Source organism: Pandoraea thiooxydans (assembly GCF_001931675.1).
GTDB classification, from domain to species: domain Bacteria; phylum Pseudomonadota; class Gammaproteobacteria; order Burkholderiales; family Burkholderiaceae; genus Pandoraea; species Pandoraea thiooxydans.
Genome location: NZ_CP014839.1, coordinates 3295300 through 3319832, shown reverse-complemented (window position 1 = coordinate 3319832; position 24533 = coordinate 3295300). Strand labels below are relative to the sequence as shown.

The following is a 24533-nucleotide window of genomic DNA, read 5'->3' as shown; positions in this document are numbered from 1 at the left end:
GTTCCACGGTACCATCTCGCCTGAACCGATTGTAACGGAACGGTCATCGCATAAGCGGCGATTTAAAACGAATCTGCAACGCGCCCTGCCAGCGCTCCGATGAGCGCCACAGCGTGACTTGCTCCGCACGAAAACACTGAAGAAACATGGAATACAAAAGCTGGATGTGCCTGATTTGCGGCTGGATTTATGACGAAGCCGCCGGATTGCCGGAAGAAGGCATCGCACCCGGCACGCGCTGGGAAGACGTGCCGATCAACTGGACTTGCCCGGAGTGCGGTGCACGCAAGGAAGACTTCGAGATGGTCGAGATCTAGGCTGCCCCGGGCCGACGCGCGCGGCGTGCTGGCCCGGCAGTCTCGATGGTGAATTCACAGCAAAGCATTTCAGAACAGCCAGATCCATAACCTCCGGGGCGGCGCCGCCTGGCGCCGAAGCAGGGAGAGTCCCTTGGCGATCCGCGCCGACACGCTGACGCCGGAAGCCCCATTGTGGCGCTTGCCGGATGTCGAACAGGCCTTGAATGCTGCCTCCGAAGTCTGGGCGGGCGAGGGGCCGGGCGCCGTGCTGCCGCCGCTGCGACGCGCCAACCGCATCCTTCAGAACACCGGCCATGCCGACTGGCACCAGCAGGGCGAGTCGCTGGTGCGCGCCATTGCCGAGGCAGCTTACGGCCCCACCCCCCTGACCGACCCGCTGCGCAACGCGCTGCGCGAGTTTGAACAGGCTATTTGGCATGCGGGTGTGCCGCCCGGCGCTGCGTCGCCCTCGGCGATTGCCGGGCAACTCGCCGGCTGGCCGATCGCGGCGGCACGCTGGTCCGCGCCGGCTGAGCCGCGCGCTGTGCGCAATCGTTTCGAGCGCGCGCTGCTGCCGATGCTGCAAGACGCGAGCGCCGGCGGCGAGGCGCTCGATGCGCTGGCCGGGTGCGCGCGGGACCTTGCCGCGACCGACACCGTGCTCGATTATTGGCGATTGGCCGAAACGGCCCTGCGCGCCTTGGCCGGTCGCCCCGTCACACTGTCGCTCAAGCGCCTGTGCGCCCAAATGAACCTGACCCTGGGCCGCCAACTGCAAGGTGATGCCGGCGGTGGCGAAGTCGATCCGGCCCTTGTGCGACAAACCCTGACCGAGCTTGCCATCGCGGATGCCGAGGCCCCCGCACCGGCGAACCAGGCCGTTTTATGCGATTTCGGCATGCTGCAGCCGCTGATGGCTCGCCCGGTGGACGTCCCGACCCCGACCGACGAGACCCCGCTCAGCCGTCAGTGGCGCACGGTCGGTCCGCTGGCGGTACAGCAAGAAGCCGGCGCCGCCTTTCTCGACCAGGCCGATGCCCTGCTGCCCGCTTTGCCGGGGCCGGCGGCGGCCTTCGCCCTTGCCCGCCATGCGCATCGCGTCGGCCTGGCTTCGGTGGCCCGGCTCGCGGCGGCGCTCGGTGCCGTGGGCGACAGCGCCGAGCGGCACGGGCTGGCGCCCGGCGAGGCCTGGCCCCAACTGGCGGCCAACGCGGCGCAAACTTTGCACGGCATGCTGCATCAATTCGCCGCCGATACCTATCCCGAGCCACGGCCCAAACAGGTCGACGAACTGGCCGCGGCGCGCGAGGCGATGCTGCGCCGCAAAATCTAGCCTGCCATCCGCAAAACAAGGGCCCGGCGCGGCCATCATGCGCCGCAATCCGTGCTAAAGTCCCCGTAAGGACATCGCAAACGCGCCTCGGCGCAAGGCCGACCCCCTTGCCTTGGCGGGCCGCCGGGCTTTGTTAGAATTGGCGTTATGCCGAACGATCAAATCAACCTGACCAATCAGTTTCTCATCGCCATGCCCGGCATGGCCGATCCCACTTTTTCCGGCACCGTCGTGTACCTGTGCGAGCATAGCGAGCGCGGTGCGATCGGCCTGGTCATCAACCGGCCGACCGACATCGACTTGCAGGCTCTCTTCGAGCGGCTCGACTTGAAGCTGGAAATCGAACCGCTGGCGCATCAGCCCGTCTATTTCGGCGGACCGGTCCAGACCGAACGCGGTTTCGTGCTTCACGAGGCGAGCGGCGCGCAATATACGTCGTCATTGGCGGTGCCCGGCGGACTCGAAATGACCACCTCCAAGGATGTGCTGGAGGCTGTCGCGCAAGGCAGCGGGCCCAACCGATTCCTGCTCACGCTCGGACATTCGGGGTGGGGGGCCGGCCAGCTGGAGGACGAAATCGCGCGCAATGGATGGCTGACCGTGGCCGCCGACCCGATGATCGTGTTCGACGTGCCGCCGGCGCAGCGTTTCGAGGCGGCGCTCTCGCTGCTCGGCGTGAGTGCCTCGATGCTCTCGGGTGAGGCAGGCCACGCATGAGCGACGCGCAGGCGACGCTGCTCGCTTTCGACTACGGCGAGAGGCGTATTGGTGTGGCGATCGGTAACACCTTGCTGCGCCAGGCACGCCCCCTGACCATCATTGCCAATCTCAATCGCGAAACCCGTTTTGCCGAAGTGGGCGCGCTGATCAGTGCCTGGCAGCCCACGGCGCTGGTGGTCGGGCTGCCCACCCACCCGGACGGCACGCCGCATGCGATGACGCAGCAGGCGCGGCGCTTCGGCAACCAGCTCAACGGACGTTTCAACCTGCCGGTCACCTGGGTCGACGAGCGTTATTCTTCGGTTGCGGCCTCGAGCGCGCTCGGGCCCGGACACAACGGCCCGCTCGATGCGGAAGCCGCGCGCATCATCTTGCAGCAATATTTTGACGAACATGCCCCCCATTAACGCGGAATCCCTCTATCAGGCACTGCTGGCGCAAATTCGCCAGGCTTACGGCGCCGACCTGCCGGCCCTGGCCGGCATTCACAGCGGCGGCGCCTGGCTGGCCGAGCGGCTCGCCCGCGATCTCGGCGCCCCGGCGTATGGCGTGGTCAATGTGGCACTGCACCGCGACGACTACGCCAAGAAAGGCTTGCACAGCCAGGCCAGTCCCACGCAACTGCCGTTTGCCGTCGAAGGCGAGAGCATTCTCCTGGTCGACGACGTGCTCTACACCGGACGCACGATCCGCGCGGCCGTCAACGAACTCTATGACTACGGTCGCCCGGGCCGTATAGATCTGGCCGTGCTGATCGACCGCGGTGGGCGCGAATTGCCGATCGGCGCGCGCTTCGTCGGGCAGGCCATCGAGCTCGACGGCAGCCAGACACTCGTGCTGGAACAAGACCCGGCCGGCCAATTCTCATTCCGCCTGGAGGCCAGCCATGCTTAAGGGACACCCCCAGCTGACCCGCAATGGCGAGTTGAAGCATCTGTTGACGGTCGAAGGGCTGCCGCGCGCGATTGTCACCCACATTCTCGACACCGCCGAGCAGTTCGTCAGCGTGACCGACCGCGAAGTCAAGAAAGTGCCGCTGCTGCGCGGCAAATCGGTCTTCAACCTGTTCTTCGAAAACTCCACCCGCACCCGCACGACTTTTGAGATTGCCGCCAAGCGCCTGTCTGCCGACGTGCTGAACCTGAACATCAACGCGTCGTCGACCAGCAAGGGCGAATCGCTGCTCGACACCATCAACAATCTCTCGGCCATGCACGCCGACATGTTCGTGGTAAGGCACGCGCAGTCCGGCGCGCCGTACCTGATTGCCCAGCACTGCGCGCCGCACGTGCATGTCATCAACGCCGGCGACGGCCGGCATGCGCACCCCACCCAGGGGCTGCTCGACATGTACACGATTCGCCATCACAAGCAGGACTTCACCAAGCTCACGGTGGCAATCGTCGGCGACATCCTGCACTCGCGCGTGGCGCGCTCCGACATCCATGCGCTGACCACGCTCGGCGTGCCCGAGGTGCGCGCGATCGGCCCGCGCACGCTGCTGCCTTCGGGGCTCGAGCAAATGGGCGTGCGCGTTTTTCACGATATGAACGAAGGCTTGCGCGGGGTCGACGTGATCATCATGCTGCGCCTGCAAAACGAGCGCATGGGCGGCGCGCTGCTGCCCTCGGCCGGCGAATACTTCAAACGCTATGGCCTGACCGCGGAGCGCCTGGCGCTGGCCCGGCCCGATGCCATCGTGATGCACCCCGGGCCGATGAACCGCGGCGTCGAGATCGACTCCGCGGTGGCCGACGGCCCGCAATCGGTGATCCTCGAACAAGTGACTTTCGGTATCGCGGTGCGGATGGCGGTCATGAGCATCGTCGCTGCCAACAACGACTGAACACCATGAAAATTCATCTCAAGGGCGGCCGGCTGATCGACCCCGTCAGCGGCACCGATGCGCCGCAGGATATCTTTATCGCTGCCGGCAAGATCGCCGCCATTGGCCGCGCGCCGGCCGATTTTCACGCCAACAAGACCGTCGACGCCAGCGGGCTGGTGATCTGCCCGGGGTTGGTCGACCTGGCGGCGCGCCTGCGCGAGCCGGGCTACGAATACCGCGCCACGCTCGAATCCGAAATGGCCGCGGCAGTGGCTGGCGGCGTGACCAGCCTGGTATGCCTGCCCGATACCGACCCCGTGCTCGACGAGCCCGGTTTGGTCGAAATGCTCAAATTTCGGGCCCGGGGCCTGAATCAGGCCCACGTTTACCCACTGGGCGCGCTGACCGTCGGCCTCAAGGGTGAAGTCATCACCGAAATGGGCGAACTGACCGAGGCTGGCTGTGTCGGGTTTTCGCAGGCGGATGTGCCGATCGTCGACACCCAAGTGCTGCAGCGCGCCATGCAATACGCCAAAACCTTTGGCTACACTCTTTGGCTGCGTGCGCAAGATCCATTTTTATCGAAGGGGGGCGTGGCCGCCAGCGGCGCGGTAGCCTCGCGGCTAGGTTTGCCGGGCGTGCCGGTGGCCGCCGAGACGATTGCGCTGCATACCATCATCGAGCTGGTGCGCATCACCGGCGCCCGCGTGCATCTGTGCCGGCTGTCGTCCGCCGACGGCGTTGCCCTGATGCGTGCGGCCAAGGCCGAAGGTTTGCCGATGACGTGTGACGTCGGCGCCAACTACCTGCACCTGACCGATATGGACATCGGCTATTTCGATGCGCAATGCCGCCTCACCCCGCCGCTGCGCGGGCAGCGCGACCGCGACGCGATTCGGGCTGGCGTGGCCGACGGCACCATCGACGCTGTTTGTTCGAATCATACTCCGGTCGACGATGACGAAAAGCTGCTGCCGTTCGGCGAAGCATCACCCGGCGCCACCGGCCTCGAACTGTTGCTGTCGCTCACCTTGAAATGGGCCGATGAAATGCGCATACCGCTGGTCAAGGCGCTGGCCAGCATCACCAGCGCGCCGGCCGACGTGCTCGGCAGCGCCGGTGCGAGAGCCGGGCAAATCGCCGAAGGCACCGTGGCCGATCTCTGCGTATTCGACCCGGCAGCGCATTGGCAGGTGCAGCCGGCGATGCTGCGCAGTCAGGGCCATAACACGCCGTTTCTCGGTTACGAATTGCCGGGCCGCGTGCGCGTCACGTTGGTCGGCGGGCAGATTGTCTTCGAGCAGCGCGCACCGCGCGAATCCAGCTAGGGCCGCCACCGTGCTACTGATCAAAAAACTGCGACTGGCCGCGCACCTGCTGCGCGGGCTGTTGACCTGCGCGTTCATTTTCCCGCGCTTGAGCGTCGAGCAAAAAGCCACGCGCGCCCGTGCCTGGTCGACGCGACTGCTCGAGCTCTGCGGCATGCGGCTCGTCGTGCACCAGCAGGCGCCGCTGGCTGAAGGCGGCGTGATGCTGGTGTGCAATCACATCTCCTGGATCGATATTTTCGCCATCAACGCCTGGCGTCCGGTGCGCTTCGTCGCCAAGGCGGAAATTCGCCAATGGCCGCTGGTCGGCTGGCTCAGCGTGCAGATGGGCACCATCTTCCTGCAGCGCGAACGCCGCGCCGACGCCAAGCGCGTCATGCATCACCTGGCAGAACTGCTCGATGCCGGCGAGGCGCTGACCGTCTTCCCGGAAGGCACCACCAGCGACGGCACGACGCTGCTGCCGTTCCATGCCAATCTGCTACATGCACCGGCCTCCACCGGCAAGGCGATCCAGCCACTGTGCCTGTACTACGCCGACGCTGCCGACGGTGGCCAATCGATGGCGCCGTCCTATGCCGGCGACACCACGCTGATGCAATCGATCAACGCCATCCTGAACGCGCCCCCGCTCACCGTGCATCTGTCGATCGGCGAGCCGCTGTCGATACCGGAAGGTGCCCACCGGCGCGAGGTTGCCGCGCTGGCCGAAGCGGCGGTCGCGCAGGCGTTGTGCGGTTTCCAGCGGGAAGAGGGAGTGAGCGAGATGGTGGCGGTTGTCGAAACTGCCGAGGTACTGGAGCCAGTGGTATCCCGCGTTTATCGTTGAAGCTGACCTGCCAATTTCCCGCACGCCCTGCCCGCATCGCGGGCTGACATATAATCCGACCCAATCAAATAACAGGCAAATATCATGCAACTGGCCGGGATTGCTCTGATAGTTCCGTGTGCATTGATCACGGTACTGCTCTTGGCAGTGGCATCTCTATTGGCTTCCAGATGCACGTTCTACAAAAAGCTCATTGATCAGGAAATTGCCAGCGAGAGATTTCACTCAATCGATGGACTGCGGGGCTTCCTTGCCCTGGGTGTTTTATTTCATCACAGCGTCATTACCTACTTTTATTACCTAAAAGGTAGCTGGACCGTACCTCCGTCCCGGCTGGCAACATTTTTTGGGCAGGGAGGTGTCGCCATGTTTTTCATGGTGACTGCCTTTCTGTTTTGGAATAGGGCACTCATCGGGGGAGCGAGGTTCGATGCGAAACGGTTCTTCTGGTCGAGGCTGTGTCGCATGGTTCCCATGTTTTGGTTCAGTGCAGCATTGCTGATTATCACAGCATTCGCCCTGACTCATTTCCGGATGAATGTTTCGTTTGTCGAAATCGCCAGACAAATTGTTTCCTGGCTGACATTCACGATTCCCGGCAATCCTGATGTCAATGGATTCAAAAACACGTTCCTGATCAATACGGTTTATTGGTCTTTAGTTTACGAGTGGAAGTTTTATCTTCTCTTCCCTTTGCTGGCGCTGTTTGCCGAGGGGTGGGCAGCGCTTGTGCCTGCTCTGATATCGGCAATCCTTATTGCGCTATTTTCGCAGACCCATGTTGAGTGGTATTTCCTCTATGGCGCGCTAGCGGCAACGCTCGGTATGCGAAGCGCCAAGCTTAAACAATTCGCCACGACGCGTTTTGCATCCGTGGTGGTTGTCGGATTATTCGTTTGTATTGCCATGTTTGTACCGACGGTCTACCGCGTTGCCGCAGCTCCGTTGCTTTTCTTGCCATTTTTGTTGATCGCAAATGGAAATACACTTTTTGGGCTTCTGACCTGCCGTCCTGCGCGAGTGCTGGGAGCGATCAGTTACAGCATTTACCTGCTTCACAATTTTGTCTTGTATTTGATCGTGCGTTTGGTGAATCATTTTGTCGCCATACCCACGATGGCGGTCGTCACGTACTGGTGCGTCATTTCGGTCGTCGCGATCGCAACGGTGTTGTTTGCGTCAGTAACGTTCCGATTCGTTGAGCACCCGTTTCTTAAATTGAAGATGCCAACATGGATGCTGCCGTCTCAGGATTCCCTGCGGCGAGGTGCAGACATGGAGCGCAAATCGTCCGTGCCTTCCTGATCAAGCGAGAGGCGGACCGGCAATTCGCAGCGCTGGATGAGAGTAACGGGTTGACGGCAATTGCGAGATCAACCGCTGGTCGATATCCCGTGCCTATCTGTGTGACCCAGGCATTGCAGTGAATGCCATTGGGTCGTGTATCTGCGGGCACGCCACCTGATAGACTTTTCGCTGCGCGGGCTCTGTCGCCAGTTTCACCGCCGTCAACTGGCCGCCCCATACGCAACCGGTATCGAGGCCCATCACATTGTCGCGCAGCATAAGCCCCAGCGCCGACCAGTGGCCGAACACCATCGTAACGTCTGCGGTCTTGCGCTCAGGCACGTCAAACCACGGCACGAAGCCGGGCGGTGCGTTGCCTGCGCCTTCCTTCACCTTGAAATCAATTTTCCCATCGGCAGTGCAGAAGCGCAGCCGAGTCAATGCGTTGATCGTAATGCGCTGGCGATCCGCCCCGGTCAACCCCGCATGCCACCGGTCGGGCTGGTTCCCGAACATCTGCGACAGAAACGACTTCCAGCCCGGCCCGCGCAGTTCTTGCTCGACGTCGTGGGCCAGTTCGAGTGTTTGTGCCACATCCCACTGCGGCAGTACACCTGCGTGAACCATCAGGAAGCCACCCTCGAAATGCGCCAGCGGCCGGTGACGAATCCAGTCAATCAACTCGTCGCGGTCTGGCGCGGCGAGAATGTTGCTGAGCGTGTCGGAAGCATGCAGCGGGCGCACGCCAGCGGCCACCGCCAGCAAATGAAGATCATGATTGCCCAGCACCACCCGCGCGCGATCGCCGAGCGCCATCACCGCACGTAGCGTCGCCAGCGAAGCCGGGCCGCGGTTGATCAGATCGCCCACGAAATACAGACGTGCTTGCGCCGCCTCGGGCGGCAATTGGCTCAGTAGCTGGTGCAGCGAATCGCAACAGCCTTGGAGGTCACCGACGGCGTAGCGTGGCATCATCTAAATGGATGATCTGGCGCTGAATGATTTGGCTACGTGCGGTATCATGTTTGCCAACCGCGTTGACGCAGGTCGCGCAGCCAGCCGAGGCCGAGGCCGACAAGCAAGCCGATCGCCAAGCCGGTTACCGCAAAGAGCACCGGAAGAGGGTAGACAGGCTTGTCGGAAACGGTAATGTCACCCAGCGGCTTCGAAATAAACGAGAGATTGGGGTTCAACTGCTCTTCCAGAGCGGTTTTGCGCTTCATCAGATCCTGCCGGTCCTGGCTGGCCTTGCTCATCAAACCAAGCAGCAGAGCGTCGTTGGCGCCGTGCGCTGCCGCAGGTGCCTTGGCGCGCTGCGCAATCGCATCGTTCAGTCTTTTGATCTGAACGTCGTTTTCGGTCAGTTCCTGATCCACGCGCGCCAACCTGGCCCGGAATTCACTCAGCAGAGAATCCGCTTCCTCGGCGTGGATTGCGATCAACATCTTTTCCGAGGCTTGCAGCAGGGCTTTGGACTGGTCTGGGGTGAAACCGCGAACCGACAAATGCACCAAACTGGTGCCGACTACCGCCTTCGCCGTCAGCGTTTTTCTCACCAATTTCACCAGAGGCGCCGTATCGTCCGCCGGATCTTGATTTTGCGATTTGAGCAAGGCGTCCTGAAACGAGCGGGACTCCACGCGCGCCACCGTCTGTGCGACCGGTTCTATCAGTACAGGTTGCGCGCCACCGCCCGCATACTGAATCTGGCCGACCTGCAGATCGGCGTTGGCCTGCCATTGGTTGAGGCTCATCCACGAAAGGCCCGTGCCAAGCAATAGGCCGGTCAGGGCAAAGGCAATGATCAAATACAAATGCTTGACGATAAAGGCCACAATATCGGCAAGCGAAATCTCGTCGTCATACGTTTCGTCGGGGTTGGTAATGTGGCTCTGCATAGCGGTGGTGCGAGGGTCGGTCGAAAAAGGTGCGAGGCATAAATCATGCTTTTGACGCAACGGCACCGGCAAATGTTCGCCATTGTGCGCCAAAAACTGACTTTGCCGGACTTTGGTTAATTCTGGTTACGTAGTTTGCTTTTTGTTTATAAATTTCGGTGCCGAAACCACCGCTGAGAGCCGGAAGCGTCACGGCCATCTGCTAAAATCCGCCGATCGCATGGCCTCTCAGGGTTGGGTGCAACATGATTTTAGTGACGGGTGGCGCCGGTTTCATTGGCGGCAATTTTGTGCTCGACTGGCTTGCCGAACACGGCGAACCGGTGGTCAATTTGGACAAATTGACCTACGCGGGAAATCTTAACACGCTGGCTGCCGTTCAAAGCGATACGCGGCACCATTTCGTGCGCGGCGATATCGGTGACCCTGCTTTGGTGGCGCAGTTGCTGGCGGAATATCAGCCGCGGGCGGTGCTGAACTTCGCGGCCGAGTCGCATGTCGACCGCTCCATTCACGGGCCGGGCGAGTTCATCCAGACCAATGTGGTCGGTACGTTCAATCTGCTGGAGGCAGTGCGCGGCTATTGGCATGAGTTGCCGGCCGGTCGCAAAGCTGCGTTTCGCTTTCTGCACGTGTCGACCGATGAGGTTTATGGCACGCTCTCCGCAGGGGATCCCCCGTTTGCCGAAACGAATCGTTACGAGCCCAATAGCCCCTATTCGGCCAGCAAGGCGGCATCCGACCATTTGGTGCGCGCTTGGCATCATACCTACGGTCTGCCGGTGCTGACCACCAACTGCAGCAACAACTACGGGCCGTACCATTTTCCGGAAAAGCTTATTCCACTGGTCATCCTGAATGCGCTGACCGGCAAACCGCTGCCGGTATACGGCGACGGGCAGCAGATTCGCGACTGGCTCTACGTGAAAGATCACTGCAGCGCCATTCGCCGCGTGCTCGAGGCGGGCCGGGTCGGGCAAACCTACAATGTGGGCGGCTGGAATGAAAAAGCCAATCTCGATGTGGTGCAGACCATTTGCGGCCTGCTCGATGAACTCAAGCCGCGCGACGACGGCCAACTCTACCGGACGCAAATCACGTTCGTGACAGACCGTCCAGGGCATGACCGCCGCTATGCCATCGATGCCCGCAAGCTCGAGCAAGAACTCGGCTGGAAGCCGGCCGAAACGTTCGAAAGCGGTATTCGCAAGACCGTGCAGTGGTACCTCGATAACCAACCTTGGGTACAGAATGTCGTCAATGGCGCGTATCGCGAATGGACGGACAAACAATACCCGCTTCAACATGCCTAAGATCCTCATCACCGGCAAGCAGGGCCAGGTTGGTTTCGAGTTGCAGCGAAGCCTTGCGGTGCCGGGCGACGTCGTGGCGGTAGACCGCACGCAATGCGATCTATCAAAGCCGGAAATGATCCGCGCTTTGGTGCGGCAGGTGCGGCCAGACATTATCGTCAACCCCGCTGCATATACCGCCGTCGACAAGGCCGAGTCGGAGCGCGAGCTGGCGCATGCGGTCAATGCGGTGGCGCCTGAAGTTCTGGCTCAGGAGGCGGCCGAGCTCAACGCGTTGCTGGTTCATTACTCCACCGACTACGTTTTCGACGGCCGTAAAAGTACACCCTACGTCGAGGACGATGCCGCCAACCCGCAATCGGTTTACGGCCAAACAAAATGGGCGGGCGAGGAAGCCATTCGACGTCATCACAAACGCCATTTGATATTCCGCACGAGCTGGGTATTCGGCGCACACGGCAATAACTTTCTGAAAACCATATTGCGGCTCGCCAGGGAGCGCGATCAACTCAAGATCGTCGCGGACCAGCATGGCGCACCAACCCCGGCGAGTTTGATTGCCGATGTAACTGCGCAAATCATCAGCCAATATTTGCGGAGGCAACCGCCGGCGGAGTTCGCCTATGGCACGTATCACTTGAGCGCATCGGGTGACACAACCTGGCATGGCTATGCACAAGCCGTCTTGCAGCAAGCAATGTCCAGAAATATGGCGTTGAAGGTAGAGTCGGAAGCCGTCGAGCCGATCCCCACCAGCGCGTATCCGCTGCCCGCGCCACGCCCGGAGAACTCTCGTTTGAATACCGACAAGTTACGAGAATCGTTCGGCCTGCAGTTGCCTTCATGGCGCCAAGGGGTCGAGCGAGTGATGACGCTTTTATCCCATTAACGATCAATCACCCAACGATACAAGAGAATATTGTTTATGAGTAATCGCAAGGGCATCATTCTTGCAGGCGGGTCGGGCACGCGCCTGTACCCGGCAACGCTGGCAGTTTCCAAGCAACTGCTGCCGGTGTACGACAAGCCAATGATCTATTACCCGCTCACCACGCTGATGCTGGCGGGTATTCGCGACATTATGGTGATCTCGACACCGCAGGATACGCCGCGCTTCGAACAACTGCTGGGTGATGGCAGTCAATGGGGCATCAATCTTCAGTATGCGGTACAGCCTTCGCCTGACGGCTTGGCGCAGGCGTTCATTATTGGCGCCGACTTTATCGGCCAGGACCCATGCGCCCTGGTGTTGGGCGACAACATATTTTATGGGCACGATTTCGTTTCACTGCTTGCCCGTGCCAATGCAAAAGAGGCCGGTGCCACCGTTTTTGCCTATGCGGTGCAAGACCCGGAGCGCTACGGCGTGGTGGCGTTCGATGCCGCCGGGCGCGCAACCAGTCTCGAAGAAAAGCCGCTGCAGCCAAAATCGCGCTACGCCGTAACCGGGCTGTATTTCTATGACAACGGCGTGATCGACATCGCCAAATCCATCAAGCCCTCGGCCCGCGGCGAACTCGAGATCACCGACGTCAATCGCGTGTATCTCGAGCAGCAACAACTGGACGTGCAGATGATGGGCCGCGGTTATGCGTGGCTGGATACCGGCACGCATGAATCGATGCTGGAGGCCGGGCAATTCATTCATACGATCGAGCAGCGGCAAGGACTGAAAGTGGCCTGCCCCGAAGAAATCGCCTATCGACGCGGGTATATCGATGCAAAAAAAATAGAGTGTTTGGCTGCTCCGCTAATCAAAACAAGCTATGGCAAATACTTGCTCCGCTTGCTTGAGGATCGTGTGTTTTAAAAGGAATGAAGCGATGAAGGTGACGCCCACCAAAATTCCCGAGGTACTTGTCATCGAGCCGCAGATTTTTGGCGATGATCGCGGTTTCTTTTTTGAAAGCTTCAACCAGAAAAAATTCGAAGAAGCGGTTGGCCGCTCCGTGCAATTTGTGCAAGACAATCATTCAAAGTCGAGCCGCGGGGTGCTTCGAGGGCTGCACTATCAAATCAAGCAACCGCAGGGAAAATTGGTACGAGTAATTGTGGGAGAGGTGTTTGACGTCGCGGTCGATCTCCGGAAAAAATCACCGACCTTCGGACAATGGGTTGGCGAATATATCTCTGCCGAAAATAAAAAACAATTATGGATTCCGGAAGGATTCGCGCATGGATTCGTAGTCACATCGGAGTATGCGGAATTCCTGTACAAAACGTCAGAATATTGGAATTCCAAGTATGAGAGAGCGATAGCATGGAATGATCCAGCGCTAGGAATAAGTTGGCCAATGAAAAAAGGGCTTCGATTATCGGAAAAAGATCTTGCTGCGGAGTCCTTCGATTCTGCGGAGATATTTGATTGAATCAATAATGCGCAGAATTTATTATTTTTTTGCTGTGCTACTGAGTAATCTGGCGGGTGCTGCGGGCTTTTTCTTTCTTACCGCAAAAGGTTACGTGAATATTCCTTTGCCGATGTTAAAGGGATTGATTTCTTTTTTTCAGCTGCAACCGTTATTCGTCACTGCGGCGAAACTGGGCGTGGATAATTATGTGTTCGCGACCGTTCATCAACCAGAGCAGGTCTTTCGTTGGCGAAAATTCTATCTTACCCGCGTTACGCCGCTTGCAGCGCTCTTGGCTGCAATAAGTGCCCTGGCATTGTTGCCGATTGAAATCTCCGCATTGTTATTTATATCCATATCGCTGGATGTATATTCAGTGGTCAAAATTGCGGAATCTAATGCAAAAAAACAGTATTTTGTTGGCTTGATTGCTACGACGCTTAATATTCCCTTGTTTTTCCTTGGATTCTACTTGCTTCGTGGCTATGATTGGTCTTTAACTGGCGTTGTAATGTTGTTCACGTTTTGTGGGTTGATTCGAGCCTTGGTGGTATTTAATTTTTCTCGCGTCCTATCGGCCAATTCGACAGAGTCAATCGCTGTGCCACACCATTTATTAATGGTTGGTTTGATTTTTCAGATATTGAATTTCTTATTGTTTCGAATCGATCAATTGATTTCGACTCGCTTTATGAGTGATGAAGTGGCGTTGCGGAAATATTTATTTTTCACAAAATTTGTGGAGATGACCGCCTCGCTTTTTGTTGTATTCGGCGCGATTTATTTTAAAGATGTTGCGAGATTTATAAGAATTTACAAAAAAACCATATTGCTCTGTGTCTTTCCATTCTTCTTGTCGATCTACGTCGGTATTCTTGCCTACGCCTGGCTTGGGCATTTTCGTAATATTTATCTTTATCCGATCCCCTTTGCTGTCGCCGCCGGGCAAGTGGTAATCGTTAATTACCTATCGTACCTACTGGTGAGTCAAGGAAGATGGTGGCCCATGAATTTCGCATATCTGTGTGGAATATTAACAAGTCTGTGCTGCGCGATATTGGGTGGCTGGATATTCATGTTGCCCTTGGGTTTTGCCACCTTTGTGTTGGTGAGTTGGAGGCATGTTGACTTCGGAAAATTGTGATCGGAAACGGACGCCGCCGCCAAAGCGAGTTTCCAGAGCCTCTTGGCTATACATACCAAGCGTCTACGGACTTTTGGCGTGGATATTTGCGCTCATGGTTTATTCGCTTCATCTGGTCCCAATTGACGAGTTGTCGGCTAATTTTTTGATTCTTTATATATTTGTATTGCTGGTTTTTTTTCTATCTGCTCTGGCGCATCATCGGTCGTACAGCCGGGTTGTCTGGGCCCGGAGAAAACCGGTTTCCATAAAGATCAGAACTTTGTGGATGTTGCATTTTATTGGATTTCTCGGGTTGTATCGCTATGTCTCGGATTTTTCGGCTGACATCGGAGGGATTGGTAATTTTTTCAATGCCTTTTTATATAACAGTAGCGCAATTCGAGCTTTGGCGGTTGATCATACTAGTATAGGATTTCAGCTTTCCTATTTTGGCTGGATAGCTATTGTTCTGACAGTTTTGGCAGATCGTGTGGAGGGAGAGAACGGGGGGGTGCCGGTTCTCCTTTGGTTGGCTTCTCTGATTCAATTCATTGGGAATTTTTTATTCATCGATAGAACTCGACCAATCTGGATAATTTTCTTGTTGGCCATGGCTTGGCTTTATTCAATTAAGAAACCGTTTTTGTCGAAAATTCTAATTCGTTTGTTTGTTTTGCTGGTTTTATTTCTTGCTGTTTTTATGGTGGTGGCATTGTGGACTGGAAAGATGTTTTCTGGAGGGGGAATTAACGAGATATATATTTATGTCGCCGCCGGTTTGCCATATTTCGATGCCTTGACGAAGAGCGGGCAGATTCACGATTATTTGCCGGTCAGAAATTTATATCCAATTTTTAAAGTATTGCATGATCTAGGCATTTACAAGGTGGACGTGCCGAATCAGATATTGCCATTTTTAAAAGTTCCATTTGAAACGAATGTGGGGACTTTTTTGGAGCCATTGTATTCGGATGGCGGATGGTTTTACGTTGTATGTGGAACCGTATTTTTTGTGTTTTGGTTTGATTCCCTGGCTTTGTTCGCTTTGCAAACAAGGTGCATTTTCGGCGTTTTTCTTTGGTGCAATATTTGCTTTTCGTGGGCCATAAGCTTTTTTGTCCCCAAATACGTGACGTTCCCATTCTGGTTGTTTGTTTTTCTTTTCATTATGGAATCTTTATTGCGCGGAAGAATAAGGATTTTCCCTTCCAGGCAGTCTGTATGAAAATATTGGTTTTGAGTCGCTATGACCGGCTCGGCGCGAGCAGCAGGGTTCGAATGTTTCAATATTTTGACGCGCCTGGATTGGAGGGAATTGAATGGTCCGTGCAGCCTTTGCTGGATGATGATTATTTGCGGGCCGTTTACGAGAAGAGGAGTGTATCAAGAAGGTATTTAATTTTTCGTTATCTGCGCCGGGTTTACGCGCTGCTGCTAGTAAGAAAATACGATTTATTATGGATTGAAAAGGAATTGTTTCCCGGGCTGCCTGCCCTGGCTGAACGTATTTTGGCTCGCTTCAAAATTCCTTATGTGCTAGACATTGATGATGCCGTGTTTCATAGCTATGACCAGGCGACCAGTCCGTTTAAACGTCTGTTGCGCCACAAAATTGACGTCGTGATGAATCGAGCGGCTCTGGTGTTTGCGGGTAACGAGTATCTTGCGAATCGTGCGCTGAACGCCGGTAGCCGCAAGGTGGAAATCATACCGACTGTTATTGACATAAAGCGATATCCTCTACGTTCAGTTGTGCGTTCGGGACAACTGATAACTATCGGCTGGATTGGCTCGCCTGCCACAGTCAAATTTCTGCAGCCTGTACTGCCTGCGCTGGATGCTCTGCGGACGAGGTATGCGTTTGAATTGGTGGTTGTTGGTGCCCGCATGGAGAATCACGGTAGGGACTATATACGCTGTGTCGAGTGGCGCGAAACTACCGAAGTCTCCGAGATTGAGCAATTCGACATTGGAATTATGCCGTTACCGGACCTGCCGTGGGAGCGAGGCAAGTGTGGTTATAAGTTGATTCAGTATATGGCTTGTTCCAAGCCGGTAGTCGCTTCGCCTGTTGGAGTGAACTGCAACATCGTTCGATCAAGCGAAAATGGGTACCTCGCAACGACGGAGAGCGAGTGGCTCGATGCTTTTTCCGCTTTGTGCGGCGACGCTGCGTTGCGGGAGCGGCTGGGTAAATCTGGCCGGGAGTTGGTTGAGTCTTGCTACTCGCAACAGAAACTTGCTCCTCGCCTGGATATGCTCTTTCGAGCTGTGGTTGAAAATGGAGGAGCGACGCAATGTGCGGGATAGCGGGTTTTTGGCAGGCAAAGCCACAAAGCGAAGCGACGACGAGGCACATCGGCCTGTCGATGGCCAAGGCCCTTGAGCATCGCGGTCCTGATGACTTTGGCGTGTGGTCCGACGAAGCAGGCATTTGCCTGGCGCATCGAAGGTTGTCGATTATCGATCTGAGTCCTCATGGGCATCAGCCGATGCTATCCGCGTCAGGGCGTTTTGTAATCGCGTTCAATGGCGAAATTTATAATTTTCGCAGTATCCGAACTGAATTGGAGCAGCGTGGATACTTAACATGGCGTGGCCATTCGGATACCGAGGTGCTGCTGGCGGCGATCGAGACATGGGGGGTGGCGGAGACCCTGAGCAAACTTGTAGGAATGTTTGCATTTGCCCTTTGGGATCGAGTTGATCGCAGCCTTACTCTTGGACGAGATCGCGCGGGCGAGAAGCCTCTGTATTACGGATGGCAGCATGGTCAATTTTTATTTGGATCCGAGATCGGTGCGTTGCGCCAACACCCCGCCTGCCCAGCTGAGATTGATATTGAAGCGCTTGGTCTTCTAACTCGATTCGCCTACGTACCCGCGCCTTATTCGATTTATAAGGGGATTGCGAAATTGCCGCCAGGGACATACCTATGTCTATCGGCAAAGGATTTATCCGGCCACGTGACGTCCAATCCCAAGCCGTACTGGTCGTGGATGGATATCGCGCACCAGGGCATCTCGAACCCCACTCGCGGCGACCCGGAGCAAATGGTCGACGCGCTTGAGCGTTTGCTCAAGGATGTTATTAACAGGCAAATGCTGGCTGACGTTCCGCTGGGTGCATTTTTGTCCGGAGGAGTAGATTCAAGCGTTATTGTCGCGTTGATGCAGACTCAAAGCGATCGTCCGGTAAAAACCTTTACGATTGGTTTCAATGAAGCGGAATACAATGAAGCCGAGCATGCGAGGGCTGTCGCGAAACACCTCGGAACGGAGCATATAGATTTATATGTGACTGATAAAGATGCGTTAGATCTAATCCCGAGTCTTCCGCAAATCTATACGGAGCCATTTGCAGATTCGTCGCAATTACCCACTGTTTTAGTGAGTAGATTGGCCCGCCAGCACGTGACGGTTAGCCTCTCCGGTGACGGAGGAGACGAGTTATTTGCTGGTTACAATCGATATCTTACGGCCGAACGCTTATGGCAGACGTTGGATAAATGGCCTCGTTCAATCCGGTCTTTCGGAAGCAGTTTGGTGAAATCGGTTCCGCCAGATTTTCTAACGACGCTTTCAACTCGCCTTAATTCGTTATTACCGAGAAATATGCGCTTTACCGCGCTGGGTGACAAAGCGCATAAATTTGCCGCCGGAATGGCTGCTCGCAGCGACCACGAGCTGTATGACCAGGTCGTTTCATTTTGGGCTCCGGAGGCGTTAGTGAAACATTACCGGAAGAGCTCCGACAGGGCTTGGCCGCCACATAACTCCATTGGGGATTTTACTCAGTGGATGATGGCGCAGGATAGCGTTACGTACTTGCCGGACGACATCCTTGCTAAGGTGGATCGTGCAGCTATGTCTGCGAGTCTGGAAACACGCGTTCCGTTTTTGGATCATCGTGTCATTGAATTCGCGTGGCATTTGCCGATGCAATACAAGATCAGGGACGGTGTATCGAAGTGGCTGCTGCGTCAGGTGTTATACCGCCATGTGCCCAAAAATCTCATTGAACGTCCAAAGATGGGGTTCGGTGCGCCAATTGACCGTTGGTTGCGGGGTCCATTGAAAGAATGGGCCGCCGACCTGCTGGAGCCGGGACGACTGCGAAAAGAAGGATATTTCGATGCTGATTTAGTAGAGAAAATCTGGTTGGAACATCAATCGGGACGGCGTAACGCTCAGCATCACTTATGGAATGTACTTATGTTTCAAGCTTGGCTCGATACGCACGCGGAGCGTAATCTCAAGGTCGCTTAATTAAATCATTAAGAGTATTTCTCATGCATCAACGTAAAATTTCGGTAGTTGGTCTTGGTTATGTCGGACTTCCCGTGGCTGTTGCATTCGGCAACATTGCGCCGACTATTGGTTTCGATATAAACAAGCGGCGATTATCAGAGTTGGTTGCCGGTCACGATAGAACCAATGAGGTCGACGATGCCGCTCTTGCCGCCTCCAATTTGACGTTCACCGATGACGTGGCGATACTTAGGCAAGCTGACTTTCACATCGTCGCAGTGCCTACGCCGGTTGATGACGCCCACCAACCCGATTTGACGCCTGTTATCAAAGCGTCCGAGACAGTGGGAAAGGCTCTGAAAAAGGGAGATATCGTCGTTTATGAGTCAACGGTTTTTCCCGGTGTCACAGAGGAAATTTGCGTGCCGATTCTTGAACGAGAATCGAAACTGAAGTCTGGCTCGGATTTTACAGTAGGCTATAGCCCGGAAAGAATCAACCCAGGAGATAAGGAGCACACTTTTTCGAAGATAAAAAAAGTGGTTTCTGGTCAGGATGCGTCTACGCTTGAGATCGTCGCTAGCGTGTATGAGACGGTGGTGACTGCAGGGGTACACAAGGCCGCGTCAATCAAAGTAGCGGAGGCGGCGAAGGTGATCGAGAATACTCAGCGCGACCTCAATATCGCATTAATGAACGAATTGGCCCTGATCTTTGATCGTATGGGCATCGATACCCTTGACGTACTCGAGGCGGCCGGAACGAAGTGGAATTTTCTAAAATTCAAACCGGGCCTGGTTGGTGGTCATTGTATTGGTGTTGATCCATATTATTTGACGCATAAGGCGGAAAAGCTGGGGTACATTCCTCAGGTAATTCTGTCCGGTAGGCGCATTAACGACAGTATGGGAGCATTTGTTGCCCGGCAAACCATCAAAGAAATGATTCACGCCGGTCACCAGATTGCCGGCAGCACTGTCACCGTATTGGGCCTTACATTCAAGGAAAATTGCCCCGATCTGAGAAATTCTCGGGTTATAGACATCATTCGGGAGTTGGAAGATTTCGGCGTGAGCGTGCAAGTCTGTGATCCAGAGGCGGATCCTTTGGAGGCGGAAGATGAATATGGCATTCGTCTAACACCAGTTGCTGACCTTGCTCGATCCGCCGGGATCGTCGTTGCAGTGGCTCATCAGTCTTTCGCAAAGTGGTGTGTTGCTGATTATCTGGCTCTTCTGGGCGAGAAGCCGGTGGTTATTGATGTAAAAGGGGTTTGCGATCGGACGGCAATGAACTCCGCTGGTATTCGGTTTTGGCGTCTCTGATTGGAGTTTTTCATGTCGCGCTATCAAGAAGTACAGGCAGAGTTGGAGAGCAATCCAAAAATTTGGCTTGTAACGGGTGTTGCAGGCTTTATCGGCTCTAATCTTTTGGAAGCCTTGCTGAACTTAGGCCAGGTTGTAGTTGGCATTGATAATTTTGAAACCGGCTATCAGCATAACCTGGATCAGGTTAGTCAACGGGTTTCGTCCGAGCGTTGGGCGCGATTCCGTTTCGTGAACGCTGACATCCGGGATTTGAACGCATGCCGTGATGTTGTCGATGGAGTCGATTTTGTGCTGCATCAGGCTGCCTTGGGGAGCGTTCCTCGCTCCCTGGAAAATCCGGCGGGCACAAATAGTACCAATATCGATGGTTTTCTAAATGTTTTAATCGCCAGTCGAGATGCTGGAGTAAAACGTTTCATCTATGCGGCGTCGAGTTCAACCTATGGCGATCACCCGGGGCTTCCGAAGGTGGAGGCGCAGATCGGCCGCCCGTTGTCGCCTTATGCAGTGACCAAGTACGTCAATGAGCTGTATGCGGAGGTTTTCTCCCGCTGCTACGGAATTCAGACTACCGGGCTTCGGTATTTCAATGTATTCGGACCGAGGCAGGATCCTGATGGCGCGTATGCAGCCGTGATTCCAAGGTGGTTTGCAAGCTTGCTGCGCGGCGAGAAAGTTTACATCAATGGTGATGGGGAAACGAGCCGCGATTTTTGCTTTGTCGCGAACGCAGTTCAAGCCAATATTTTGGCTGCGGTCACAGAGCAGGATGATCGCAAAGCGCAGGTTTATAACGTGGCCGTCGGTCATCGCACCACGCTGAACCAATTATTTGAGCATATTCGGGATCTGGTCTCTTTATCTCACCCTTCATTAGCGAACGTCAAGCCGGAGTACAGAAGTTTTCGCGCTGGGGACGTGCGGCATTCCCTCGCGGATATTTCAAAAATATCATCGTCATTGGGGTACGTGCCCACGCATTCCATCGAGAAGGGGTTGAAGGAAGCCGCATCATTTTACCTCTCGCTAGAGAGCGGCAATGGCTAATGTTGTGGTGATTGCGGGGCTCGCGGAGTCTTTGGTTAATTTTCGCGGGCAGCTCTTGGTTGCGATGATCGAGGCAGGGCACAGGGTTGTCGCGATTGCATCGGACAGAGATGAAGGAGTGGCGAGGCGACTTTCCGAAATGGGCGTGCCGCTCCATATCGTTCCGATGTCTCGCGCTGGACTGAATCCTCTCGCCGATATTGCATATGCATATCGGGTTTATCGATTATTGAGAAAGTTGCAACCAGAAGTGGTTTTGGCTTACACGATCAAGCCGGTGGTCTATGGCATGATCGCCGCGCGTTTGGCAAGAGTTCGACGTCGTTTTGCACTCGTAACAGGACTCGGATATGCCTTTTTGGATATCGATCAAAATTTCCAAAGAAAATTGGTCAACCGGATCGCATGTGTGCTTTATCGATTGGGCCTTTCACGGGTAAGCGGAGTTTTTTTTCAAAATCCGGACGATCAGAAATTATTTCAAATGCAGTCCCTGATTGGAGAAAAAGTACCAAGTTGGGTGATTAATGGATCAGGTGTTGATACGAGTCATTTTGCTTTAGCGCCATTGCCGGATGGACCTATATTCCTTTTTGTTGGTCGTTTATTGAGAGACAAAGGTGTTCGTGAATATGCTGAGGCGGCGAAAATCGTGCGCGCAGAGATCCCTGGGGTAATTTTTCATCTCGTTGGTCCTTTTGATCACAACCCGTCAGGGGTGACTCAGACCGAGGTCAGCCGGTGGGTGGACGCTGGCGATGTCAACTATCACGGATCTTCGAAAGATGTTCGTGAGTGGATTGCCAGATCAAGTGTATATGTGCTTCCGTCATATCGAGAGGGTACGCCACGCTCGGTATTGGAAGCGATGTCCATGGGAAGGCCAATCATTACGACTGATGCGCCAGGGTGTCGGGAAACGGTAGTCCCGGGAGAAAATGGCATATTGGTTCCACCGCGTGACACTCAAGCGTTGGCTGCTGCGATGGTTGAGCTGGCCTTGCAAGCCGACACCCGGCAACGCATGGGTGATGCAAGTCGTATGATAGCCGTTGATCGCTACGATGTTCATAGTGTGAACGCGCAAATTCTTGCAAAAATGCAATTGACGTCATAGGTGCAAGAGGATTGGGATAGCTTTCTGGTCGGCTCATCCGCCGGGATCGCTGCGAGACAGGACAATGAAGCGCGCATTCGATATTGTAATTGCAGGTGTTGCACTGGTAACTCTAGGACCAGTGCTGTTGGTGTTATGGCTAGCGATTCGGGTATTGCTTGGCACACCGGTTTTTTTTGTGCAGCAGCGCCCCGGGCTTCATGGAAAAACGTTTCGGATGATCAAATTCCGGACAATGACCGATTCCCGTGACCCCAATGGGCAACTGCTTTCAGATGCGGAACGTCTAACAGCATTCGGAAGATTTCTGCGCTCAACTAGCCTGGATGAACTGCCGGAATTGTGGAACGTATTCAAAGGTGACATGAGCCTTGTGGGGCCGCGTCCGTTGCTTATTGAGTATCTGCCTCTTTATTCCCCGCAGCAGGCGCGACGTCATGAAGTTCGTCCCGGAATCACCGGGTGGGCTCAAATCAATGGCCGCAATGCCATCAGTTGGGATGAGAAATTCAAATACGACGTCTGGTACGTTGATCATCGAAGCTTTTTTCTTGATTTAAAAATCATCTTTTTGACCATCAGAAAAGTGCTTGTCAGGGAGGGTATCAGTCAGGTCGATCACGCTACCGCTGAGAAATTCACCGGCAACAATGGAAACTCTCATGGATAGGCTCATCATTCTGGGGGCCGGGGGACACGGGTCTGTGGTGGCAGATGTCGCTACAGTTGCTGTGCCGGATATAGAGATTCTCTTTCTGGATGATCGCTATCCTCAGTCACGAAAGTCATGGCACTGGCCGATAGTAGGTGCCCTGGTAGACTTCAAGCAATTTATCGACAGCAGCACGCATTTTCTGGTTGCAATCGGAGCGAACTCGTTACGTCATCAATGGCAAACCAGAATTCGCGAAGAGAGTGGCCACATGGCAACACTCATCCATCCATCCGCCGTGGTGAGTCGTTACTCGACGATAGGCCCTGGCACAGTCGTTTTTCCCGCTGCGGTAATTAACATCGGCGCGGTCTTGGGTGAGGGCTGCATCATCAATACCGGCGCGATTGTGGAGCATGATTGCCGACTTGGAGCGGCCGTCCATATTTGCCCTAACGTTGGCGTGGCGGGTTCCGTAACGATCGGCGATCGAGCGACGATTGGCGTGGGATCGGCGGTTCGACCGGGTGTCCATATCGGAAGCGACGTCATTATCGGCGCTGGAGCTTCAGTGGTTCATGATATTCCCAGCGGAATAACAGCGTTCGGCGTGCCCGCCAAAAATCAATCGGAGTAACAACAGTATGTTAAACACCAAGTTAAGCCCTTGGCCTAGCTATACGGAAGAAGAAATCGACGCAGTAGCTAACGTGCTGCGGTCCAACAAAGTTAATTACTGGACAGGTACGGAAAGCCGCGAGTTCGAAAAGGAATTTGCGACATACGTAAATTCCAGATATGCGATCGGCCTTGCAAATGGAACCCTCGCAATTGATCTGGCATTGCAGGCGCTCGGCATTGGCCCTGGCGACGAGGTGGTTGTTACGTCCCGCACGTTCCTCGCGTCAGCCAGTTGTATCGTCAATGCGGGGGCGATACCTGTATTCGCTGACGTGGATCGTGACTCCCAGAACATTACTGCGGAGACCGTTGCGGCCGTTCTCACTGAGCGCACCAAGGCCATTATTTGCGTCCATTTGAATGGCTGGCCGTGCGACATGGATCCGATTATGGCTCTGGCGCGGGAGCGGGGCGTCTATGTTATTGAGGACTGCGCGCAAGCTCATGGGGCCCGTTATAAGGGGCGCCACGTCGGAACAATAGGCGATATAGGTGCATGGTCGTTCTGCCAGGACAAAATCATGACCACTGGCGGTGAGGGCGGCATGCTGACCACTGATAGCGAGCAATGGTGGCGTAAGGCATGGGCTTACAAGGATCATGGAAAATCCTGGGACGCTGTTTACAACAAGCAGCATCCCCCCGGGTTCCGGTGGTTGCATGAATCATTCGGTACCAACTGGCGTATCACCGAGATGCAATCCGTCATTGGGCGCATTCAACTGAAGCGACTTGATGCATGGAAAGAGCGCCGACAACACTTGGCGAGCAAGATTGACGAGATCGCAAGCCGTCACCCCGTGGTTCGCGTTACCAAAACGCCTGAATATATTGATCATGCCAAATACAAGCACTACCTGTTTGTTCGCCCCGAAAATCTTCGCGATGGATGGAGTCGCGACACCATTATTGAAGCGCTGACGGTGCGCGGCATCCCTTGTTATCAAGGTTCGTGTTCTGAAGTGTATCTCGAGAAGGCTTTCGACAACACCGGATGGCGACCAACAGTTCGACTTCCGGTGGCGAGGGAGTTGGGGGAAACCAGTCTGATGTTTTTGGTGCATCCCACCTTGACTGATAAGGAAATCGACACAGTGTGTGAGGGACTTGATCAGGTTCTTCTCTCCGCGGGCAGGTGAGGGCGAA

At 55.5% G+C, this 24533-nt stretch carries 26 protein-coding genes; 23 read left to right on the top strand and 3 right to left on the bottom strand.

All coding sequences use genetic code 11. From position 1 onward, the window contains the following. The first annotated feature begins 146 nt into the window (after positions 1–146). The 9 genes from PATSB16_RS15190 to PATSB16_RS15150 all read left to right on the top strand — a co-directional run bounded on the left by PATSB16_RS15190 (position 147) and on the right by PATSB16_RS15150 (position 7642). Entirely contained in the window at positions 147–317 is a 171-nt protein-coding gene (locus PATSB16_RS15190; RefSeq protein ID WP_047214927.1) for a rubredoxin, read from the top strand. A 133-nt stretch (positions 318–450) separates the two neighbouring features. Then, positions 451–1632 carry a hypothetical protein gene (locus tag PATSB16_RS15185; RefSeq protein WP_052892708.1) on the top strand — a complete coding sequence of 394 codons (1182 nt, stop codon included), beginning with the start codon at positions 451–453 and terminating at the stop codon, positions 1630–1632. 147 nt (positions 1633–1779) lie between these two features. Next, positions 1780–2349 carry a YqgE/AlgH family protein gene (locus tag PATSB16_RS15180; protein ID WP_047214926.1) on the top strand — a complete coding sequence of 190 codons (570 nt, stop codon included), beginning with the start codon at positions 1780–1782 and terminating at the stop codon, positions 2347–2349. Beyond that, positions 2346–2759: a Holliday junction resolvase RuvX gene (gene ruvX / locus PATSB16_RS15175; protein WP_047214925.1), complete on the top strand. Its 414-nt coding sequence runs from the start codon at positions 2346–2348 to the stop codon at positions 2757–2759. The genes PATSB16_RS15180 and ruvX overlap by 4 nt, the downstream gene beginning before the upstream one ends. Then, positions 2746–3246, top strand: a complete 501-nt coding sequence (gene pyrR / locus PATSB16_RS15170; RefSeq protein ID WP_072628663.1) for a bifunctional pyr operon transcriptional regulator/uracil phosphoribosyltransferase PyrR — start codon at positions 2746–2748, stop codon at positions 3244–3246. Before ruvX ends, pyrR begins: the two co-directional genes overlap by 14 nt. After that, positions 3239–4198: an aspartate carbamoyltransferase catalytic subunit gene (locus PATSB16_RS15165; protein WP_156884776.1), complete on the top strand. Its 960-nt coding sequence runs from the start codon at positions 3239–3241 to the stop codon at positions 4196–4198. The genes pyrR and PATSB16_RS15165 overlap by 8 nt, the downstream gene beginning before the upstream one ends. Positions 4199–4203: 5 nt before the next feature. After that, positions 4204–5508 (top strand): dihydroorotase, encoded by a 1305-nt coding sequence (locus PATSB16_RS15160; protein ID WP_047214923.1) that lies wholly within the window; start codon positions 4204–4206, stop codon positions 5506–5508. A 10-nt stretch (positions 5509–5518) separates the two neighbouring features. After that, entirely contained in the window at positions 5519–6337 is an 819-nt protein-coding gene (locus PATSB16_RS15155; RefSeq protein WP_047214922.1) for a lysophospholipid acyltransferase family protein, read from the top strand. Positions 6338–6421: 84 nt separating this feature from the next. Further along, entirely contained in the window at positions 6422–7642 is a 1221-nt protein-coding gene (locus PATSB16_RS15150; protein WP_047214921.1) for an acyltransferase family protein, read from the top strand. A gap of 93 nt (positions 7643–7735) precedes the next feature. On the opposite strand, the gene PATSB16_RS15145 is transcribed toward PATSB16_RS15150, so the two are convergent. Genes PATSB16_RS15145 through PATSB16_RS21020 form a run of 3 tightly spaced genes read right to left on the bottom strand, consistent with a single transcriptional unit; the run spans position 7736 to position 9721 of the window. Continuing rightward, entirely contained in the window at positions 7736–8599 is an 864-nt protein-coding gene (locus PATSB16_RS15145; RefSeq protein ID WP_047214920.1) for a symmetrical bis(5'-nucleosyl)-tetraphosphatase, read from the bottom strand. A gap of 44 nt (positions 8600–8643) precedes the next feature. Then, a complete protein-coding gene (locus PATSB16_RS15140) occupies positions 8644–9522 on the bottom strand; it encodes a Wzz/FepE/Etk N-terminal domain-containing protein (RefSeq protein ID WP_169834623.1) in 879 nt (292 codons plus the stop codon). 43 nt (positions 9523–9565) lie between these two features. Beyond that, complete coding sequence (locus tag PATSB16_RS21020; protein ID WP_169834622.1) at positions 9566–9721, bottom strand: hypothetical protein; 156 nt, start codon at positions 9719–9721, stop codon at positions 9566–9568. A 46-nt stretch (positions 9722–9767) separates the two neighbouring features. On the opposite strand from PATSB16_RS21020, the gene rfbB reads away from it, so the two are divergent. The 14 genes from rfbB (at position 9768) to PATSB16_RS15070 (ending at position 24526) form a co-directional block, all read left to right on the top strand. Then, positions 9768–10835, top strand: a complete 1068-nt coding sequence (rfbB, locus tag PATSB16_RS15135; RefSeq protein ID WP_047214918.1) for a dTDP-glucose 4,6-dehydratase — start codon at positions 9768–9770, stop codon at positions 10833–10835. Continuing rightward, positions 10783–11724 (top strand): dTDP-4-dehydrorhamnose reductase, encoded by a 942-nt coding sequence (gene rfbD, locus PATSB16_RS15130; protein WP_237170243.1) that lies wholly within the window; start codon positions 10783–10785, stop codon positions 11722–11724. Before rfbB ends, rfbD begins: the two co-directional genes overlap by 53 nt. 36 nt (positions 11725–11760) lie before the next feature. Next, positions 11761–12645 (top strand): glucose-1-phosphate thymidylyltransferase RfbA, encoded by an 885-nt coding sequence (rfbA, locus tag PATSB16_RS15125; protein ID WP_047214916.1) that lies wholly within the window; start codon positions 11761–11763, stop codon positions 12643–12645. A 13-nt stretch (positions 12646–12658) separates the two neighbouring features. Continuing rightward, a complete protein-coding gene (gene rfbC / locus PATSB16_RS15120) occupies positions 12659–13204 on the top strand; it encodes a dTDP-4-dehydrorhamnose 3,5-epimerase (RefSeq protein ID WP_047214915.1) in 546 nt (181 codons plus the stop codon). Between the two features lie 7 nt (positions 13205–13211). Then, the gene (locus tag PATSB16_RS15115) at positions 13212–14330 is read left to right on the top strand and encodes a hypothetical protein (RefSeq protein ID WP_047214914.1); all 1119 of its coding nucleotides are present in this window, start codon (positions 13212–13214) and stop codon (positions 14328–14330) included. A gap of 94 nt (positions 14331–14424) precedes the next feature. Further along, positions 14425–15537, top strand: a complete 1113-nt coding sequence (locus PATSB16_RS15110; RefSeq protein WP_156884774.1) for a hypothetical protein — start codon at positions 14425–14427, stop codon at positions 15535–15537. Then, entirely contained in the window at positions 15534–16622 is a 1089-nt protein-coding gene (locus tag PATSB16_RS15105) for a glycosyltransferase family 4 protein (protein WP_047214912.1), read from the top strand. Before PATSB16_RS15110 ends, PATSB16_RS15105 begins: the two co-directional genes overlap by 4 nt. Then, entirely contained in the window at positions 16610–18580 is a 1971-nt protein-coding gene (gene asnB, locus PATSB16_RS15100; RefSeq protein WP_047214911.1) for an asparagine synthase (glutamine-hydrolyzing), read from the top strand. Before PATSB16_RS15105 ends, asnB begins: the two co-directional genes overlap by 13 nt. Positions 18581–18603: 23 nt before the next feature. Beyond that, complete coding sequence (locus PATSB16_RS15095) at positions 18604–19887, top strand: nucleotide sugar dehydrogenase (RefSeq protein ID WP_047214910.1); 1284 nt, start codon at positions 18604–18606, stop codon at positions 19885–19887. A 12-nt stretch (positions 19888–19899) separates the two neighbouring features. Further along, positions 19900–20937 (top strand): NAD-dependent epimerase/dehydratase family protein, encoded by a 1038-nt coding sequence (locus tag PATSB16_RS15090; RefSeq protein WP_047216634.1) that lies wholly within the window; start codon positions 19900–19902, stop codon positions 20935–20937. Further along, positions 20930–22054, top strand: coding sequence for a glycosyltransferase family 4 protein (locus tag PATSB16_RS15085; RefSeq protein WP_072628662.1), 1125 nt, complete (start codon positions 20930–20932; stop codon positions 22052–22054). Before PATSB16_RS15090 ends, PATSB16_RS15085 begins: the two co-directional genes overlap by 8 nt. Positions 22055–22118: 64 nt before the next feature. Then, on the top strand, positions 22119–22724 hold the full coding sequence (locus PATSB16_RS15080) for a sugar transferase (RefSeq protein ID WP_047214909.1): 606 nt from the start codon (positions 22119–22121) through the stop codon (positions 22722–22724). Then, on the top strand, positions 22717–23343 hold the full coding sequence (locus PATSB16_RS15075) for an acetyltransferase (protein WP_047214908.1): 627 nt from the start codon (positions 22717–22719) through the stop codon (positions 23341–23343). Before PATSB16_RS15080 ends, PATSB16_RS15075 begins: the two co-directional genes overlap by 8 nt. 7 nt (positions 23344–23350) lie before the next feature. Then, positions 23351–24526, top strand: a complete 1176-nt coding sequence (locus tag PATSB16_RS15070; protein WP_047214907.1) for a DegT/DnrJ/EryC1/StrS family aminotransferase — start codon at positions 23351–23353, stop codon at positions 24524–24526. Positions 24527–24533 lie beyond the last annotated feature (7 nt).

Bases quoted from the DNA above. Each gene is read 5' to 3' on its own strand.
- ruvX (WP_047214925.1), top strand. From the start codon at position 2,346: ATGAGCGACGCGCAGGCGACGCTGCTCGCTTTCGACTACGGCGAGAGG.
- PATSB16_RS15070 (WP_047214907.1), top strand. From the start codon at position 23,351: ATGTTAAACACCAAGTTAAGCCCTTGGCCTAGCTATACGGAAGAAGAA.
- PATSB16_RS15190 (WP_047214927.1), top strand. From the start codon at position 147: ATGGAATACAAAAGCTGGATGTGCCTGATTTGCGGCTGGATTTATGAC.
- pyrR (WP_072628663.1), top strand. From the start codon at position 2,746: ATGCCCCCCATTAACGCGGAATCCCTCTATCAGGCACTGCTGGCGCAA.
- PATSB16_RS15145 (WP_047214920.1), bottom strand. From the start codon at position 8,599: ATGATGCCACGCTACGCCGTCGGTGACCTCCAAGGCTGTTGCGATTCG.
- PATSB16_RS15105 (WP_047214912.1), top strand. From the start codon at position 15,534: ATGAAAATATTGGTTTTGAGTCGCTATGACCGGCTCGGCGCGAGCAGC.
- PATSB16_RS15165 (WP_156884776.1), top strand. From the start codon at position 3,239: ATGCTTAAGGGACACCCCCAGCTGACCCGCAATGGCGAGTTGAAGCAT.
- rfbD (WP_237170243.1), top strand. From the start codon at position 10,783: ATGGCGCGTATCGCGAATGGACGGACAAACAATACCCGCTTCAACATG.
- PATSB16_RS15095 (WP_047214910.1), top strand. From the start codon at position 18,604: ATGCATCAACGTAAAATTTCGGTAGTTGGTCTTGGTTATGTCGGACTT.
- PATSB16_RS15140 (WP_169834623.1), bottom strand. From the start codon at position 9,522: ATGCAGAGCCACATTACCAACCCCGACGAAACGTATGACGACGAGATT.
- PATSB16_RS21020 (WP_169834622.1), bottom strand. From the start codon at position 9,721: ATGGCCGTGACGCTTCCGGCTCTCAGCGGTGGTTTCGGCACCGAAATT.
- rfbB (WP_047214918.1), top strand. From the start codon at position 9,768: ATGATTTTAGTGACGGGTGGCGCCGGTTTCATTGGCGGCAATTTTGTG.
- PATSB16_RS15090 (WP_047216634.1), top strand. From the start codon at position 19,900: ATGTCGCGCTATCAAGAAGTACAGGCAGAGTTGGAGAGCAATCCAAAA.
- asnB (WP_047214911.1), top strand. From the start codon at position 16,610: ATGTGCGGGATAGCGGGTTTTTGGCAGGCAAAGCCACAAAGCGAAGCG.
- PATSB16_RS15150 (WP_047214921.1), top strand. From the start codon at position 6,422: ATGCAACTGGCCGGGATTGCTCTGATAGTTCCGTGTGCATTGATCACG.
- PATSB16_RS15075 (WP_047214908.1), top strand. From the start codon at position 22,717: ATGGATAGGCTCATCATTCTGGGGGCCGGGGGACACGGGTCTGTGGTG.
- rfbA (WP_047214916.1), top strand. From the start codon at position 11,761: ATGAGTAATCGCAAGGGCATCATTCTTGCAGGCGGGTCGGGCACGCGC.
- PATSB16_RS15080 (WP_047214909.1), top strand. From the start codon at position 22,119: ATGAAGCGCGCATTCGATATTGTAATTGCAGGTGTTGCACTGGTAACT.
- PATSB16_RS15115 (WP_047214914.1), top strand. From the start codon at position 13,212: ATGCGCAGAATTTATTATTTTTTTGCTGTGCTACTGAGTAATCTGGCG.
- PATSB16_RS15180 (WP_047214926.1), top strand. From the start codon at position 1,780: ATGCCGAACGATCAAATCAACCTGACCAATCAGTTTCTCATCGCCATG.
- PATSB16_RS15160 (WP_047214923.1), top strand. From the start codon at position 4,204: ATGAAAATTCATCTCAAGGGCGGCCGGCTGATCGACCCCGTCAGCGGC.
- PATSB16_RS15085 (WP_072628662.1), top strand. From the start codon at position 20,930: ATGGCTAATGTTGTGGTGATTGCGGGGCTCGCGGAGTCTTTGGTTAAT.
- PATSB16_RS15110 (WP_156884774.1), top strand. From the start codon at position 14,425: ATGGTTTATTCGCTTCATCTGGTCCCAATTGACGAGTTGTCGGCTAAT.
- rfbC (WP_047214915.1), top strand. From the start codon at position 12,659: ATGAAGGTGACGCCCACCAAAATTCCCGAGGTACTTGTCATCGAGCCG.